This is a genomic window from Streptomyces sp. NPDC001927 (genome assembly GCF_053594455.1).
The window spans coordinates 70,519-84,688 of sequence record NZ_JBSFEN010000019.1 but is presented as its reverse complement, the minus strand read 5'-3'; the positions used below and the strand labels follow the sequence as shown (position 1 = coordinate 84,688).

Annotated in this window: 12 protein-coding genes; 6 read left to right on the top strand and 6 right to left on the bottom strand. The window is 70.9% G+C overall.

Annotation, left to right across the window (positions count from 1 at the left end):
- Positions 1 to 90 precede the first annotated feature (90 nt).
- Positions 91 to 675 carry a TetR family transcriptional regulator gene (locus ACWCO8_RS36625; RefSeq protein WP_451035842.1) on the bottom strand — a complete coding sequence of 195 codons (585 nt, stop codon included), beginning with the start codon at positions 673 to 675 and terminating at the stop codon, positions 91 to 93.
- 32 nt (positions 676 to 707) lie between these two features.
- On the bottom strand, positions 708 to 1,739 hold the full coding sequence (locus tag ACWCO8_RS36620; protein WP_451035841.1) for an aldo/keto reductase: 1,032 nt from the start codon (positions 1,737 to 1,739) through the stop codon (positions 708 to 710).
- A gap of 246 nt (positions 1,740 to 1,985) precedes the next feature.
- On the opposite strand from ACWCO8_RS36620, the gene ACWCO8_RS36615 reads away from it, so the two are divergent.
- Complete coding sequence (locus tag ACWCO8_RS36615; protein ID WP_451035840.1) at positions 1,986 to 2,192, top strand: DUF6243 family protein; 207 nt, start codon at positions 1,986 to 1,988, stop codon at positions 2,190 to 2,192.
- A gap of 92 nt (positions 2,193 to 2,284) precedes the next feature.
- Here ACWCO8_RS36615 and ACWCO8_RS36610 read toward each other — a convergent pair whose 3' ends face one another.
- A complete protein-coding gene (locus ACWCO8_RS36610) occupies positions 2,285 to 3,742 on the bottom strand; it encodes an MFS transporter (RefSeq protein ID WP_451035839.1) in 1,458 nt (485 codons plus the stop codon).
- A gap of 101 nt (positions 3,743 to 3,843) precedes the next feature.
- On the opposite strand from ACWCO8_RS36610, the gene ACWCO8_RS36605 reads away from it, so the two are divergent.
- The 4 genes from ACWCO8_RS36605 to ACWCO8_RS36590 all read left to right on the top strand — a co-directional run bounded on the left by ACWCO8_RS36605 (position 3,844) and on the right by ACWCO8_RS36590 (position 10,619).
- Positions 3,844 to 4,752, top strand: a complete 909-nt coding sequence (locus tag ACWCO8_RS36605; RefSeq protein ID WP_451035838.1) for an MmyB family transcriptional regulator — start codon at positions 3,844 to 3,846, stop codon at positions 4,750 to 4,752.
- A gap of 33 nt (positions 4,753 to 4,785) precedes the next feature.
- Positions 4,786 to 5,922 (top strand): tRNA dihydrouridine synthase DusB, encoded by a 1,137-nt coding sequence (dusB, locus tag ACWCO8_RS36600; RefSeq protein WP_362006333.1) that lies wholly within the window; start codon positions 4,786 to 4,788, stop codon positions 5,920 to 5,922.
- A 376-nt stretch (positions 5,923 to 6,298) separates the two neighbouring features.
- The gene (ppdK, locus tag ACWCO8_RS36595; protein ID WP_451035837.1) at positions 6,299 to 9,010 is read left to right on the top strand and encodes a pyruvate, phosphate dikinase; all 2,712 of its coding nucleotides are present in this window, start codon (positions 6,299 to 6,301) and stop codon (positions 9,008 to 9,010) included.
- Between the two features lie 553 nt (positions 9,011 to 9,563).
- Positions 9,564 to 10,619 (top strand): ArsR/SmtB family transcription factor, encoded by a 1,056-nt coding sequence (locus ACWCO8_RS36590; RefSeq protein ID WP_362006329.1) that lies wholly within the window; start codon positions 9,564 to 9,566, stop codon positions 10,617 to 10,619.
- On the opposite strand, the gene ACWCO8_RS36585 is transcribed toward ACWCO8_RS36590, so the two are convergent.
- Together ACWCO8_RS36585 and ACWCO8_RS36580 are read right to left on the bottom strand one after the other, a co-directional pair.
- Positions 10,589 to 11,749, bottom strand: coding sequence for an alkaline phosphatase PhoX (locus ACWCO8_RS36585; protein WP_451035836.1), 1,161 nt, complete (start codon positions 11,747 to 11,749; stop codon positions 10,589 to 10,591). The genes ACWCO8_RS36590 and ACWCO8_RS36585 overlap by 31 nt on opposite strands.
- Before the next feature lie 283 nt (positions 11,750 to 12,032).
- Complete coding sequence (locus tag ACWCO8_RS36580; protein ID WP_451035835.1) at positions 12,033 to 12,602, bottom strand: hypothetical protein; 570 nt, start codon at positions 12,600 to 12,602, stop codon at positions 12,033 to 12,035.
- Positions 12,603 to 12,798: 196 nt separating this feature from the next.
- Between ACWCO8_RS36580 and ACWCO8_RS36575 the strand changes: the two genes are divergently transcribed.
- Entirely contained in the window at positions 12,799 to 13,209 is a 411-nt protein-coding gene (locus ACWCO8_RS36575) for a VOC family protein (RefSeq protein ID WP_362006321.1), read from the top strand.
- A 10-nt stretch (positions 13,210 to 13,219) separates the two neighbouring features.
- On the opposite strand, the gene ACWCO8_RS36570 is transcribed toward ACWCO8_RS36575, so the two are convergent.
- Positions 13,220 to 14,152 (bottom strand): oxidoreductase, encoded by a 933-nt coding sequence (locus tag ACWCO8_RS36570; RefSeq protein WP_451035834.1) that lies wholly within the window; start codon positions 14,150 to 14,152, stop codon positions 13,220 to 13,222.
- Positions 14,153 to 14,170 lie beyond the last annotated feature (18 nt).

Sequence of the window (14,170 nt, the reverse complement as noted above, 5' to 3'; positions counted from 1 at the left end):
GCCGACGCTCCGCGTCGACTCCCTCCTCCGCCTTGCGATCGCACGCACCAGACCCCGCTCCCTGATCCGGCCTGATCGACGAGACACCCCCTAGGCGCGCAGGCCGCGCAGGAGCAGGTCGAGCACCGCGTCGAACTCGTCCTGGATGGTGGGGCGCCGCCACTCCGGGGCGTACATCGGGTCGTGGAAGCGGCCGGTCGCGTCGAAGAGCGCGCGGGCCGTGGCGGCCGGGTCGGGAGCGGTGAACTCCCCGCCCCGCGTGCCCTCTTCGACGATCTCCCGGACCTGTCCGACGAGGACCTCGATGTGCTCGTCGACCACGTCGCTTGCCTCGTCGATCAGGACCCCGTACGTGGCGAACAGCTCGGGGTCGTCGCCCGCCTTGTGGCGCTTGGCCTCGAAGAGGGCGGCGAACCAGGCCCGGAGCTTCCCGGCGGCCGGCTCGGACGAGCTCGCGATCAGCCCGGCGAGCATCACCTCCGAGCGGCTCAGCCACCGCTCGGTCACGGCCTCCCGCAGCGCCGCCTTCGTACGGAAGTGGCGGTAGACGCTGCCGTGGCTGACGCCGAGGACCCGGGCCACGTCCACCACGGTCGCCTTCGCGGGGCCGTACCGGCGCAGCACCTCCTCGGTGGCTTCGAGGATGCGCTCTGCGGTCAGGGTCTCGGTGGCCATGGGATGACAGTACCTGTCAGTCGAACCCCCGGTCAGTGCTCGCTGTCCAGGTGGGCCATCTGCGCCGCCGGGTACCGCTCGCCGGCCGCCGCGCCCGCCGGGACGGCCCGCTCGATCGCGGCCAGGTCGGCGTCGTCCAGTGTCACGTCCAGGGCGCCGAGGGCCTCCGCGAGCCGGTCCCGGCGACGGGCGCCGACCAGCGGCACGATGTCCGCGCCCTGGCGGTCGGCCTGCGCCAGGACCCAGGCGATGGCGGTCTGCGCGACCGTCACGCCCTTGGCCTCGGCGAGCGCCCGCAGCTGCTCCACCAGGTCCAGGTTCCGGTCGAGGTTGTCGCCCTGGAAGCGCGGGCTCATGCCCCGGAAGTCGCCCGGCGCGAGCTCGCGGTCGCGGGTGAAGTGGCCGCTGATGAGACCGCGCGACAGCACGCCGTACGCCGTGATGCCGATGCCCAGCTCGCGGGCGGTCGGCAGGATCTTCTCCTCGATGCCGCGCGAGATCAGGGAGTACTCGATCTGGAGGTCGGAGATCGGGGCGACGGCCGCCGCCCGGCGCAGGGTGTCCGCTCCGACCTCGGAGAGGCCGATGTGCCGGACGTGACCGGCCTCGACCAGCTCGGCGATGGCGCCGACGGTCTCCTCGATCGGGACGTCCGGGTCGACGCGGGCGATCCGGTAGATGTCGATGTGGTCCGTGCCGAGGCGCTGCAGGCTGTACGCCGCGAAGTTCTTCACCGCGGCGGGGCGGCCGTCGTAGCCGGTGAAGCCGCCTTCGACCGTGCGGAGCGCGCCGAACTTGACGCTGGTCAGCGCCTGCTCCCGGGCGGCGGCGGGGGCCGTGCGCAGGGCTTCGTTGATCAGCAGTTCGTTGTGCCCCATGCCGTAGAAATCGCCGGTGTCCAGGAGCGTCACGCCGGCGTCGAGGGCGGCGTGAAGGGTCGCGATCGACTCGGCGCGGTCGCTCTCGCCGTACAGCGCGGACATGCCCATGCAGCCGAGGCCGAGGGTCGAGACCTGCGGGCCGGTGGCGCCCAGGCGGCGGGTGGGGAGGGTGCGGGAGGTCATGAGGGTCTCCTCGGAAGTCGGGCTGAGGGGTGGTGCATCATAACTATGGCATGACGGCTGACAGATTTCAATGTTTGTCATTCGTGTGGGTGGTGCGGGGAAATCGGTGTGACCGAGGGCCCTGGGCGGGGTAGCGTCTACGGCATGTCTTCGTTCTTCCAGATCTACGAGTGAGAGCGCGGCGGGCCTCGACGCCCGCCCCCGCCGGACGATCCCCTCACCACTTCTCACCAATGGGAGAACCCCATGGCCAAGGGCCGTAACAACCTGCTCGGCGTCGGCGGACAGCGCAAGAAGCTGTCCCGCGGCGACCAGCAGGGCGCCGTTCAGCAGGGCAACGCCGACCGCAAGGCCGCCGTCGACCAGAAGCAGGAGCTGCTGAGGAAGATGCGCGAGCGCGCGACGGGCTCCGAGGGCGCCGAGACCGCCGCCGCCACGGACGGCAAGGAGTAGCCGCAGCCGGTACGACGACGTGGGCCCGGGTCACCGACCGTGACCCGGGCCCACGTGCGTCCGGCCCTCCACCCAAAGCGGCCGGAAAAGCCTCACCTCACGACGCGCGGCAGGCGCAGGCTCATCAGGACCGTCAGGACGACGGCCGCCAGCTGGACCAGGAGCGTCACCGTCAGCGCCGTGCCCATGGAGCCGGTCGCGGCGAGCGACAGGAAGAGCGAGCCGAGGGTGGCCACGCCGAGTGCGAGGGCCGACTGCTGGGTCGTCACCATCACGCCGCTGCCGACGCCCGCCCGGTCCGCCGGGACCTCGGAGAGGACGACCCGGAAGAGGACCGGCAGTTGGAGGCCCTGGCCGAGGCCCGCGACGGCCATGCCCGGCAGCAGGCTCCAGGCGGAGAGGTCGGGCCAGGAGCGCCAGGCCGTCAGGGCGAGCAGCGCGATGCCGAGCCCCTGCACGAGGCCGCCCGCCGTGACGACCCGCGTGCCCCAGCGCCGTACGAGTCTGGGACCCGCGAGCGAGGCCCCGAAGAAGGCGACGGCCATCGGCACCAGGGCCAGGCCCGAGACCACCGCGCTCATGCGCAGCCCCTGCTGGAGCGCGACCGCGATCACGAACATGAAGCCGCCGAAGCCGATCGAGAACGGCACCACCAGCGCGAGCCCGCGGCGCAGCGAGACCAGCGAGAGCAGGCTCGGCGGCACCAGCGGCGTACGGCCCCGGCGGTCGGCCCGCAGCTCCACCCGCCAGAACGCGGCCGCGGCGAGCGGGAAGATCCCGAGCGCGACCCAGGTCCACAGCGGCCAGCCCGCCGCCCTCCCCTCTGTAAGAGGGGCGAGGAGCGTGAGCAGCGCGAGGCCGAGGAGCAGGGTGCCCGCGATGTCGACCGGGGCCGGGCGCTCGGAGCGGGTCTCCGGGACGGTCCGTACCGCGAGCAGCAGCCCCGCCACCACGACGGGCACGTTGACCAGGAAGATCGCCCGCCAGCCGCTGCCCCAGAGGTCGGCCGCGACGAGGACCCCGCCCAGGATCTGGCCGGCGACCATGGCGAGCCCGGCGGTGGCTCCGTAGAGGCTCAGCGCCTTGGCGCGGCGCGCGCCCGCCGTCGAGGAATGGATGGTCGCCAGGACCTGCGGCAGCATCAGCGCGGCTGCGGCACCCTGTGCCACCCGCGCCCCGACCAGCGTCCAGGCGTCCGGGGCGAGCCCGCAGGCGAGCGAGGTCACGCCGAAGGCGGCCATGCCCACGAGGAAGAGCCGGCGGCGGCCGAAGAGGTCCCCGAGCCGCCCGCCGAGGACGAGCAGCACGGCGTACGAGAGCCCGTACCCGGCGACGACCAGCTCCAGCATGGCCGGTCCGGCGGCCAGGTCGTGGTCGATGGTCGGCAGGGCGACGTTGACGATGAAGAAGTCGATCAGCGGCAGCGCGGCGCCGAGGAGGACGGTGAAGAGCCCGAGGGAGCCGAGTGCGGGCGTCGGGTGGTCGACGACGGCACCGGCGCCACGGGCGGCCGAGGCGGTGGTGGCTGTGGTGGAGGCTGTAGTACGCACGCCATCGACGATCGGCTCTTTCTTAGCCTGGTACCAGAGTGTCTTTATCCTGGTACAAGCACTACCTGGAAACGGGCTGAGCCCCCCGGCACCCTGGGAGCATGACGACGATGGTGGCCCCCCTCGAAACACAGGCGCCCGCCGCAACGCAGGCGACGGCGCAGGCGACGGCGCCCGCCGATGTCCGGCGCCACGAGCTGGCCGCCTTCCTGCGCAGCCGCCGCGAGCGGATCACCCCCGAGCAGGTCGGCCTGGTCCGTGGCCGGCGCCGCCGCACCCCCGGGCTCCGCCGCGAGGAGGTTGCGCACCTCTCCGCCGTCGGCGTCACCTGGTACACCTGGCTGGAGCAGGCCCGCGACATCCACGTCTCCCCGCAGGTCCTCGACGCCCTCGCCCGGGCCCTGCTGCTCGACGCGACCGAGCGCACCCACCTCTTCGCCCTCGGCGGCGCGGCCGACCCGAACCCCGAGTCGCCCTGCCCGACCGTGACGCCCGCGCTGCGCGCGATGCTCGACCAGCTGGAGCCGGTGCCCGCCTGCATCCAGAACAGCCGCTACGACATCCTGGCCTACAACCGCACGTACGGCAGGCTGCTCTGCGACCTCGACGCGCTGCCGCGCGAGGACCGCAACTGCATCTGGCTGGCCTTCACCAACGACGAGTGGCGGGCCGCCGTCGCCGACCTTCCGGACGTGACGCGCTCCATGGCCGGCAAGTTCCGGGCCTCGATGGCCGAGCACCTGGCCGAGCCCGCCTGGAAGGCGATGCTGCAGCGCCTGGAGACGGCCTCGCCGGAGTTCCGGGAGATCTGGGCGCGCCACGAGGTGGTGGCCCAGGGCGGGCGTACGAAGTTCATCCGCAACGCCCACGTCGGCACGCTGCACCTGGAGCACACCAACCTCTGGCTCGGGCCGACCTCGGGGCCGCGTCTGGTGACGTACGTGCCGGTGGACGAGGAGTCCCGCCAGGGTCTCGAACGCCTGCGCGAGCTGTGTGGGCGAAACGACTGACGGAACACGGCGGCGGTGCGGGACAATGGCGTAATGACCGCGTTCTCCCCTCTCGCCATCGGGCCGCACATCGTGCAGCCGCCGGTGGTGCTCGCGCCGATGGCCGGCATCACCAACGCCCCGTTCCGCACCCTCTGCCGCGAGTACAGCGGCGGCAAGGGACTCTTCGTGAGCGAGATGATCACGACGAGGGCGCTGGTCGAGCGCAATGAGAAGACGATGCAGCTCATCCGCTTCGACGCGAGCGAGAAGCCGCGCTCGATCCAGCTCTACGGCGTCGACCCGGTGACGGTCGGCAAGGCCGTCCGGATGATCGCGGACGAGGACCTGGCCGACCACATCGACCTGAACTTCGGCTGCCCGGTCCCCAAGGTGACCCGCAAGGGCGGCGGCTCCGCCCTTCCGTACAAGCGGCCCCTCCTCCGCGCGATCCTCAACGAGGCCGTGTCGAACGCGGGCGCCCTGCCCGTGACGATGAAGATGCGCAAGGGCATCGACGACGACCACATCACGTTCCTGGACGCCGGCCGGATCGCGGTCGAGGAGGGCGTCACCGCGATCGCCCTGCACGGGCGGACGGCGGCGCAGCACTACGGCGGTACGGCGGACTGGGACGCCATCGCGCGGCTCAAGGAGCACGTGCCGGAGATCCCGGTGCTCGGCAACGGCGACATCTGGTCGGCGGACGACGCGCTGCGGATGATGCGCGAGACGGGCTGCGACGGCGTGGTCGTCGGGCGCGGCTGCCTGGGCCGCCCCTGGCTCTTCGGCGACCTGGTGGCGGGCTTCGAGGGCACGGGCGCGTACGCCCAGCCGCCGCTGCGGGAGGTCGCGGACGCGATGCTGCGGCACGCCCGGCTGCTCGGCGAGTGGCTCGGCGACGAGTCGCGCGGTGTCATCGACTTCCGCAAGCACGTGGCCTGGTACCTGAAGGGCTTCTCAGTCGGTTCCGAGATGCGCAAGAAGCTGGCGATCACCTCCTCCCTGGACGAGCTCGGTGCTCAGTTGAGCGAGCTGGACCTGGACCAGCCGTGGCCGACCGGCGCGGACGGCCCCCGCGGCCGCACCTCGGGCAACAACCGCGTCGTCCTGCCGGACGGCTGGTTGAAGGACCCGTACGACTGCTCGGGCATCAGCGAGGAGGCGGAGTCGGACACGTCCGGGGGCTGATCCCGGACGTCCGGATCGTGGGAATCGGGCCGTTCGTACGGCGTGATCCTCGCCACCCTTGATAGGGGGTGTGCTCAGATGAGCAGATTACGGGGTGTTGCACTTCTGGAGGGGTGGCACTGGGTGCCACCCCTCTTGCGTTCAAGAGTTGAACGCAAATGCTTTTGGAGGCGCTCATGTGAGCGGGTATACCCAGGTTTCGGTCAAGGGGGCTTCGGAGTCTGAAAGCGGAAGCTACTCGTCGGTTACTTTCGATGTGCTGGCGGACGGGTGGTTAAGACCATGTGACCGGTAGGCATACCTCCACAGGAGCCTTCGATCTGGGTATGTTCCTCGCCGTCAGGGCAGCCACCGAGTCCTCGAGGAGTCGAGACACGTGTCGGAAAACAAAGATCAGAAGTTCGTGTACGACTTCACCGAGGGCAACAGGGACCTGAAGGACCTGCTCGGTGGCAAGGGAGCGAACCTCGCCGAGATGACCAACCTCGGCCTCCCCGTTCCCCCCGGCTTCACGATCACCACCGAGGCGTGCAAGGTCTACCTCGACAGCGGCTCCGAGCCCGTCGAGCTGCGTGACGAGGTCAGCGCCCACCTGGACGCCCTCGAGCAGAAGATGGGCAAGAAGCTCGGCCAGGCCGACAACCCGCTGCTCGTCTCCGTCCGCTCCGGTGCCAAGTTCTCCATGCCCGGCATGATGGACACGGTCCTGAACATCGGCCTCTCCGACGCGTCCGTCGTGGGCCTCGCCGCCCAGGCCGACAACGAGCGCTTCGCCTGGGACTCGTACCGCCGGCTCATCCAGATGTTCGGCAAGACCGTCCTCGGCGTCGACGGCGAGCTCTTCGAGGAGGCCCTCGACGAGGCCAAGGCCGCCAAGAAGGTCACCGTCGACACCGACCTCGACGCCGCCGACCTGAAGAAGCTCGTCAAGCACTTCAAGAAGATCGTGAAGGCCGAGGCCGGCCGCGACTTCCCGCAGGACCCGCGCGAGCAGATGGACCTCGCCATCGAGGCCGTCTTCAACTCCTGGAACACCGACCGCGCCAAGCTCTACCGTCGCCAGGAGCGCATCCCGCACGACCTGGGCACCGCGGTCAACGTCTGCTCCATGGTCTTCGGCAACCTCGGCCCGGACTCCGGCACCGGCGTCGCCTTCACCCGCGACCCCGCCTCCGGCCACCAGGGCGTCTACGGCGACTACCTGACGAACGCGCAGGGCGAGGACGTCGTCGCCGGTATCCGCAACACCGTGCCGCTGGCCGAGCTGGAGTCGATCGACAAGGCGTCGTACGACCAGCTCATGCAGATCATGGAGACGCTGGAGACCCACTACAAGGATCTCTGCGATATCGAGTTCACGATCGAGCGCGGTCAGCTGTGGATGCTGCAGACCCGCGTCGGCAAGCGCACCGCGGGTGCCGCCTTCCGGATCGCGACCCAGCTCGTCGACCAGGGCCTGATCGACGAGGCCGAGGCGCTCCAGCGCGTCAACGGCGCCCAGCTCGCGCAGCTGATGTTCCCCAAGTTCGACGAGAACGCCAAGGTCGAGCAGATCGGGCGCGGCATCGCCGCCTCCCCGGGCGCGGCCGTCGGCAAGGCCGTCTTCGACTCGTACACGGCCGTCAAGTGGTCCCGCTCCGGCGAGAAGGTCATCCTGATCCGCCGCGAGACCAACCCGGACGACCTGGACGGCATGATCGCCTCCGAGGGCATCCTGACCTCGCGCGGCGGCAAGACCTCGCACGCCGCCGTCGTCGCCCGCGGCATGGGCAAGACCTGTGTCTGCGGCGCCGAGGAGCTCGAGGTCGACACCAAGCGCCGCCGGATGACCACGTCCTCGGGGCAGGTCGTCGAGGAGGGCGACGTCGTCTCCATCGACGGCTCCACCGGCAAGGTGTACCTCGGTGAGGTACCCGTCGTACCGTCCCCGGTCGTCGAGTACTTCGAGGGCCGGATGCACGCCGGCGCCGACGACGCCGACGAGCTGGTCCAGGCCGTCCACCGGATCATGGCCTACGCCGACCGCGTCCGCCGGCTGCGCGTCCGCGCCAACGCCGACAACGCCGAGGACGCGCTGCGCGCCCGCCGCTTCGGCGCCCAGGGCATCGGCCTGTGCCGCACCGAGCACATGTTCCTCGGCGAGCGCCGCGAGATGGTCGAGAAGCTGATCCTCGCCGACACCGACGAGGAGCGGACCGAGGCCCTGGACGCCCTGCTCCCGCTGCAGAAGAAGGACTTCGTCGAGCTCTTCGAGGCCATGGACGGGCTGCCCGTCACGGTCCGGCTGCTCGACCCGCCGCTGCACGAGTTCCTGCCCGACATCACCGAGCTTTCGGTGCGTGTCGCCCTCGCCGAGGCCCGCAAGGAGCCGCACGAGAACGAGCTGCGCCTGCTCCAGGCCGTCCACCGGCTGCACGAGCAGAACCCGATGCTGGGCCTGCGCGGCGTCCGCCTCGGCCTGGTCATCCCCGGCCTGTTCACCATGCAGGTCCGCGCGATCGCCGAGGCCGCCGCGCAGCGCATCGACGCCAAGGGCGACCCGCGCGCCGAGATCATGATCCCGCTCGTCGGCACCGTCCAGGAGCTGGAGCTCGTCCGCGACGAGGCCGAGCAGGTCATCGCCGAGGTCCAGGCGCAGACCGGCGTCGAGCTGAAGCTCGCGCTCGGCACCATGATCGAGCTGCCGCGCGCCGCCGTGACCGCCGGTCAGATCGCCGAGGCCGCCGAGTTCTTCTCCTTCGGCACCAACGACCTCACCCAGACCGTGTGGGGCTTCTCCCGGGACGACGTGGAGGCCAGCTTCTTCACCGCGTACCTGGAGAAGGGCATCTTCGGAGTCTCGCCGTTCGAGACCATCGACAAGGACGGCGTCGGCGCGCTGGTCCGCAGCGCCGTCGAGGCCGGCCGGGCCACCCGCCCGGACATCAAGCTCGGCGTCTGCGGCGAGCACGGCGGCGACCCGGAGTCGGTGCACTTCTTCCACGAGGTCGGCCTCGACTACGTCTCCTGCTCGCCCTTCCGGATCCCGGTGGCGCGTCTGGAGGCCGGCCGCGCGGCGGCGGAGTCGAAGGGCTCCGACAGCCGCTGAGCCGTGTGCTGAACCCCGGCTGACCGGACGTTCAGTAGCAAAGACCGCCGGAGCCGCCGTTCGTCCCCGACCCTCAAACCGATGGGCGGCGGCTCCGGCCTGCAAGAGAGACGGGGCGGACACCTTGTGCGGAGGTGTCCGCCCCGTCGTGGTTCGTCCGCACCGGGATGTTCGCCGGATGTGAGTTTCTGTTCAATCGGGCCCGATTGAATTATTGGCCTTTGAACATTCCGTATTGAACTTTCCACGATTCGTCCAGCAAACAACAGGGCGGGCGCGGCCCCCGGATCCCCACCCGGTGGCCGCGCCCATTACCCATGCCGGGCAGGTGAGCCGCAACCCTCGCCGACCGCCGCCGGACGCGTGAAGCCCCCCACGGTCTTCGCCACGCCACCTCGGTCCTGAAGGTTTCCTGCCCGACACGCACAGCTTTTCCGTTTGCCCCGGGTCCCCGCGATGCTTTTCAAGTGTGGCTGAAACACCCTGGTAACGTCCTGTGATGATGTGCATACTCTTCGACGGGGGTGGTTGCGAGTGCACAGGTGGGGGTTCAATGCTGCGGATTCATTTCACCGCAAGCGACGTGGCGGGCGTACGGATGGCGGCCCGGCCCGACGTTCTGTGGGAAACGATTCTCAGCTTTCATCGGCTTAGAGACCGGCGCGGACCGGTCGTCTACGGAGAATGGCGTTCCCAGACCCGGCCCCGGCTCAACGGGGAGACCCGGCTGCTCGCCGCGCTCGTTCCCAGCCGCGGTTACTTCCCCGACTTCCTGACCCCTCCCGAGGGCCTCCAGGGGCTCGACGAGGGCCTCCAGGCGATCCGCGCGACCCCGGGGGACCGGCTCCTCACCGAGCTCGCCCTCCTCGGCGCCGACCGCGCCGGAGGCAGGACCGTGCCGCACTCGCTGCGCGCCCTCGCCGAGGGCGGCGACGAGCCGTTCGGCCGGCTTCTCGGGGCGCTGCGCAGCTACCACCGGGCGGCGATCGAGCCGTACTGGCCGCAGATCCGTGCCCGGGTCGAGGCCGACCGTGCGGTGCGCGGCCGGGCCCTGCTCGACGGCGGCGCGGACGAACTCCTCGCCTCGCTGCCGCCGATGTTCCGCTGGCGCGCGCCCGTCCTGGAGGCCGACTACCCGGTCGCCCGCGACGTGCACCTCGACGGCAGGGGGCTGCTGCTCCAGCCCTCGTACTTCTGCCGGGGCACGCCGGTCGTCCTGCGTGACCCCGCGCTGCCCCCGGTGCTCGTCTATCCGACGACGCACTGCGAGGCGCCGACGGTGCACGAGCCGGGCGGCTCCTCGCTGGCCAAGCTGGTCGGCAACACGCGCTCGGCGGTCCTGCACGCGATCGGCGACGGCGGCACCACGAGCGAACTCGCCCGCAGGGCGGGGGTCTCGCTCGCCTCGGCCAGCCAGCACGCGGGCGTCCTGCGCGAGGCGGGGCTCGTCGCGACGCTGCGGCACGGCAACGCGGTCCTGCACACCCTCACACCGCTGGGCGCGGCCCTGCTGGGCGGCGGCGGACGGAAGAGGGGGGTCGCGGGGACCGTCTCGGCGACGGCCCCCGCGGAACGTCTCTACGCGCGGAACGGGCCGGTCACCTCGTAGGTGATACCGCCCGAGGAGCTGCCGCTGGTGCCGCGCTGGCTGGAGAAGTACAGCCGCTTGCCGTCGGGGGAGAAGGCCGGTCCGGTGATCTCGGAACCGGACTGGCCGCTGATCCGCAGGAACGGAGCCACGACGTCGTCCGGCGTGATGACGCAGATCTCCATGTTGCCGCCGTCCTCGGCGATGAAGAGGTCGCCGGAGGAGGAGCCGGTGACGTTGTCGACACCCGTCAGCGGGGCGCCGCCGCCGGAGACGAGCGAGTCGTCGTAGGCCAGCTCGTAGGTGCTGTTGGCGAGGTTGAGCTGCCAGAGGCGGTTGTCGCCCTTGGTGGTGAACCAGACGGTGTCGTTGGCGTAGTGGCAGCCCTCGCCGCCGTTGAACTTCTTCGAGCCCGAGACCTGGCTGCGGGTCGCGGTCGGCGAGCCGTCCGGGTCGGGGACGTTCTGCCAGGTGAAGGAGCCGGAGGTGGCGGTGCCGGCGACCAGGACCTGGAGCGTGCCGGAGGTGAGGTTGCCCCAGGTGGTCGGGATGAAGCGGTAGAAGCAGCCGCTGGACTCGTCCTCGGTCAGGTAGATCACCTTGCGGACGGGGTCGGCGGCCGCGGCCTCGTGCTTGAAGCGGCCCATCGCGGCGCGCCGGACGGCCGCGTTCACGCCGTACGGGTCGGTCTCGTAGACGTACCCGAGGCTGACCTCCTCGCAGGAGAGCCAGGTGTTCCACGGGGTCGCGCCGCCCGCGCAGTTGGTGCGGGTGTTGGAGAGGATGCGGTACGCGCCCGTCACGGCGCCGGTCGAGCTGAACTTGACCGCGCTCGCGCCGCCGCCCGGGTTGATCTCCGAGTTGGAGACATAGATCCAGCCGGATCCGTCGACGAAGCAGGCGCCGCCGTCGGGGGCGTTGTGCCAGGTGTACGAGGTGCCGGGGACGGTCTGTCCCGACCGGGCGATGACCCGGCTGCTGAATCCGCTCGGCAGCAGGATGCCGTTGGCGTCGGCCGCGCCGAGGGCCCCGTAGGGGCCGGCGCCGGGCTGGGCGGGGGCCGCGTAGGCCGCCCCGTGCATCAGGGTGCCGCCGAAGGCGGCCGCCGACGTGCCGATGACCGCTCCGCGCAGGAAACTGCGTCGCTCCACGTCTCACTCCAGAGGGGTGGTGTGTGTGAACCCGCCGCACCGGTCGGCGGCGGGGTCGCGCGCTTTCGGAACCTAGGAGTACGGAGTTGGTACGGAGTTGACGGTGCAGCAACAAGCGATGAAGGGGAAGCGTCGGGCAGAAGGTCGGCGCGGGAAGAGGAAAGGGCGGGGTGGGAACGGGGTGGAAGGGGTGGGTACGTCCCTCTGGAGTCCTGGAGCCCTGGAGTCCTGGAGCCCTGGAGCCCTGGAGTCCCGGAGCCCTGGAGCCCCGGAGCCCCGGGGGTTACGGCTTCGCTTCCAGTACGGTCTTGAGGTCCGCGAAGCGCTCGCGCCAGAACTCCTTGTACGCGGCGACCGCGTCCGCGTCCGGGAGCTTGGTGTGGCCGAGGCCGATCTGGGTCTTCGCCTCGCCCTTCGGGGTCAGATAGACCTCGATCCGGCTCGTCCCGCCGTCCCAGTCCGCCGTCAGGGACTTCCCCGGCCGGTGGGTCCGTACCTCCAGCTCGCCGTCCGGCAGCCAGCGGCGGCGCAGCTCCTCGTCGGCGAAGGCGGCCGTGCAGCGCTCGGCCGGGGCGTTCACCGTCTTGCTCGCGCTCACCTTCCAGCCGCCGTCCGAGGCCTGGCCGACCTCGCGCATCCCGCGCTCCTGCTCGTAGCCGACGGCGATCGACTGGGCGTGCCAGCCGCTGACGCCGTGCGCCTCCACCAGGTGGCGGGCGATCGCCGTGTGGTTCCGGCCGGTGGCGTCCCAGGCGTCCAGGAGCGCGAACCAGGCCGCCCAGCCCTGCCCGGTGGCGCCGGCCAGGGCCTCGTCCGACAATCGTTCGGTGATCTTCCTGCCTGTGGGGCTCATACCCCGACGCTAGCGCCTCTCGTTTGGATCAGACCGGGCTCGCGGGCCCTGGCACCGCTCCCTGATCCGGCCTGATCCAAACGAGAGGCGCTACGCCGTCCCGAAAAAACTTCCCGCGTGCCGATGAGTTCCGTCGCCGGCCGCCGTCTACCCCTCGAAACAGCACGGACAACAGGAGCACAGGAGAGAGCGCGTCATGAACCAGATGATCTTCGTCAACCTGCCGGTGAAGGACCTGGAGACCTCCAAGGCCTTCTGGAGCAAGCTCGGCTACTCCTTCAACCCGCAGTTCAGCGACGACACGACCGCCTGCCTGGTCATCAGCGACACGATCTTCGCGATGCTGCTGACCGAGCCGAAGTTCAAGGAGTTCACGAAGCCCGGCAAGGAGCTGGTCGACGCGACGAAGTCGACCGAGGTCCTCCTCACGCTGAGCGCCGAGAGCCGCGTCAAGGTCGACGAGCTCGCCGACGGCGCCCTCGCCGCCGGTGGCACGGCGGCGAAGGAGCCCATCGACTTCGGCTCGATGTACGGCCGCTCGTTCTCGGACCCGGACGGCCACCACTGGGAGGTCATGTGGATGGACCCGGCCGAGATCGAGGGCTGATCGGGGCCGGTCAGCGCCCCAGGGAGTCGTACGTCACGCCGGTGAGCTGCTCGGAGGCCACCCAGAGCCGCTCTCCGGCGACGTCGTCCAGCGTCCAGCGCGCCCGCCACGACGAGCCCGGCGCGCCCCGCCACATCAGGAACGACGGGCCGGTGAACGAGTCGGGCGCCACGCCCTGAGCCGTCGCCGCGTAAAGCGTCGGCAGCGCCCCGCCCTCGGCCGGCTGGGCGAAGACCCGGTTCCCGAGCTCCACGATCCGCTCGGCGCCCGTACGGCCCTCCATTCGTACCGCCGCCGACTGCAGGTTGGTCGCCGCGTACCCGGGGTGGGCGGCCGCCGCCACGATCCCCGTCTCCGCCGCCCCCAGCCGCCGCGCCAGCTCGTGCACGAAGAGCAGGTTCGCCGTCTTCGAGCGGCCGTACGCGATCCAACGCCGGTACTTCCGCTCGCTGTTGAGGTCCCCCATGTCCAGCTTCGACAGGGCGTGCAGGCCGCTGGAGACGGTGACGACCCGCGCGGCCGGTGCGGCGAGCAGCCGGGGGAGCAGCAGACCGGTGAGGGCGAAGTGGCCGAGGTGGTTGACCCCGAACTGGGTCTCGAACCCGTCCGCCGTCCGCCCGTACGGCAGCGCCATCACGCCCGCGTTGTTGACGAGCAGATCGAGCCGCTCGTACGGGAACGAGGCCGCGAACTCCCGTACGGAGGACAGGTCGGCCAGGTCCAGCGGACGGAACTCCACCTCCGCGCCCGGTATTTCGCGGCGCACCGCCTCGACGGCCGCCGTGCCCCGGGCCTCGCTGCGGCAGGCGAGCACCACCCGGGCGCCCTTCCGGGCGAGTTCGCGGGCGGTGACCAGACCGATGCCGCTGTTGGCGCCGGTCACGACGGCCGTGCGGCCGCCCTGGTCCGGGATGCGTGCGGTGTTCCAGCCGGGCGTGGCCATGCGGACCCCCTCGTTCTT

What these genes read in the sequence shown, in the direction of transcription:
- dusB (WP_362006333.1), top strand. Translation starts at nt 4,786, where the DNA reads ATGACCGCGTTCTCCCCTCTCGCCATCGGGCCGCACATCGTGCAGCCG.
- ACWCO8_RS36620 (WP_451035841.1), bottom strand. Translation starts at nt 1,739, where the DNA reads ATGACCTCCCGCACCCTCCCCACCCGCCGCCTGGGCGCCACCGGCCCG.
- ACWCO8_RS36580 (WP_451035835.1), bottom strand. Translation starts at nt 12,602, where the DNA reads ATGAGCCCCACAGGCAGGAAGATCACCGAACGATTGTCGGACGAGGCC.
- ACWCO8_RS36590 (WP_362006329.1), top strand. Translation starts at nt 9,564, where the DNA reads ATGCTGCGGATTCATTTCACCGCAAGCGACGTGGCGGGCGTACGGATG.
- ACWCO8_RS36625 (WP_451035842.1), bottom strand. Translation starts at nt 675, where the DNA reads ATGGCCACCGAGACCCTGACCGCAGAGCGCATCCTCGAAGCCACCGAG.
- ACWCO8_RS36570 (WP_451035834.1), bottom strand. Translation starts at nt 14,152, where the DNA reads ATGGCCACGCCCGGCTGGAACACCGCACGCATCCCGGACCAGGGCGGC.
- ACWCO8_RS36615 (WP_451035840.1), top strand. Translation starts at nt 1,986, where the DNA reads ATGGCCAAGGGCCGTAACAACCTGCTCGGCGTCGGCGGACAGCGCAAG.
- ACWCO8_RS36605 (WP_451035838.1), top strand. Translation starts at nt 3,844, where the DNA reads ATGACGACGATGGTGGCCCCCCTCGAAACACAGGCGCCCGCCGCAACG.
- ACWCO8_RS36575 (WP_362006321.1), top strand. Translation starts at nt 12,799, where the DNA reads ATGAACCAGATGATCTTCGTCAACCTGCCGGTGAAGGACCTGGAGACC.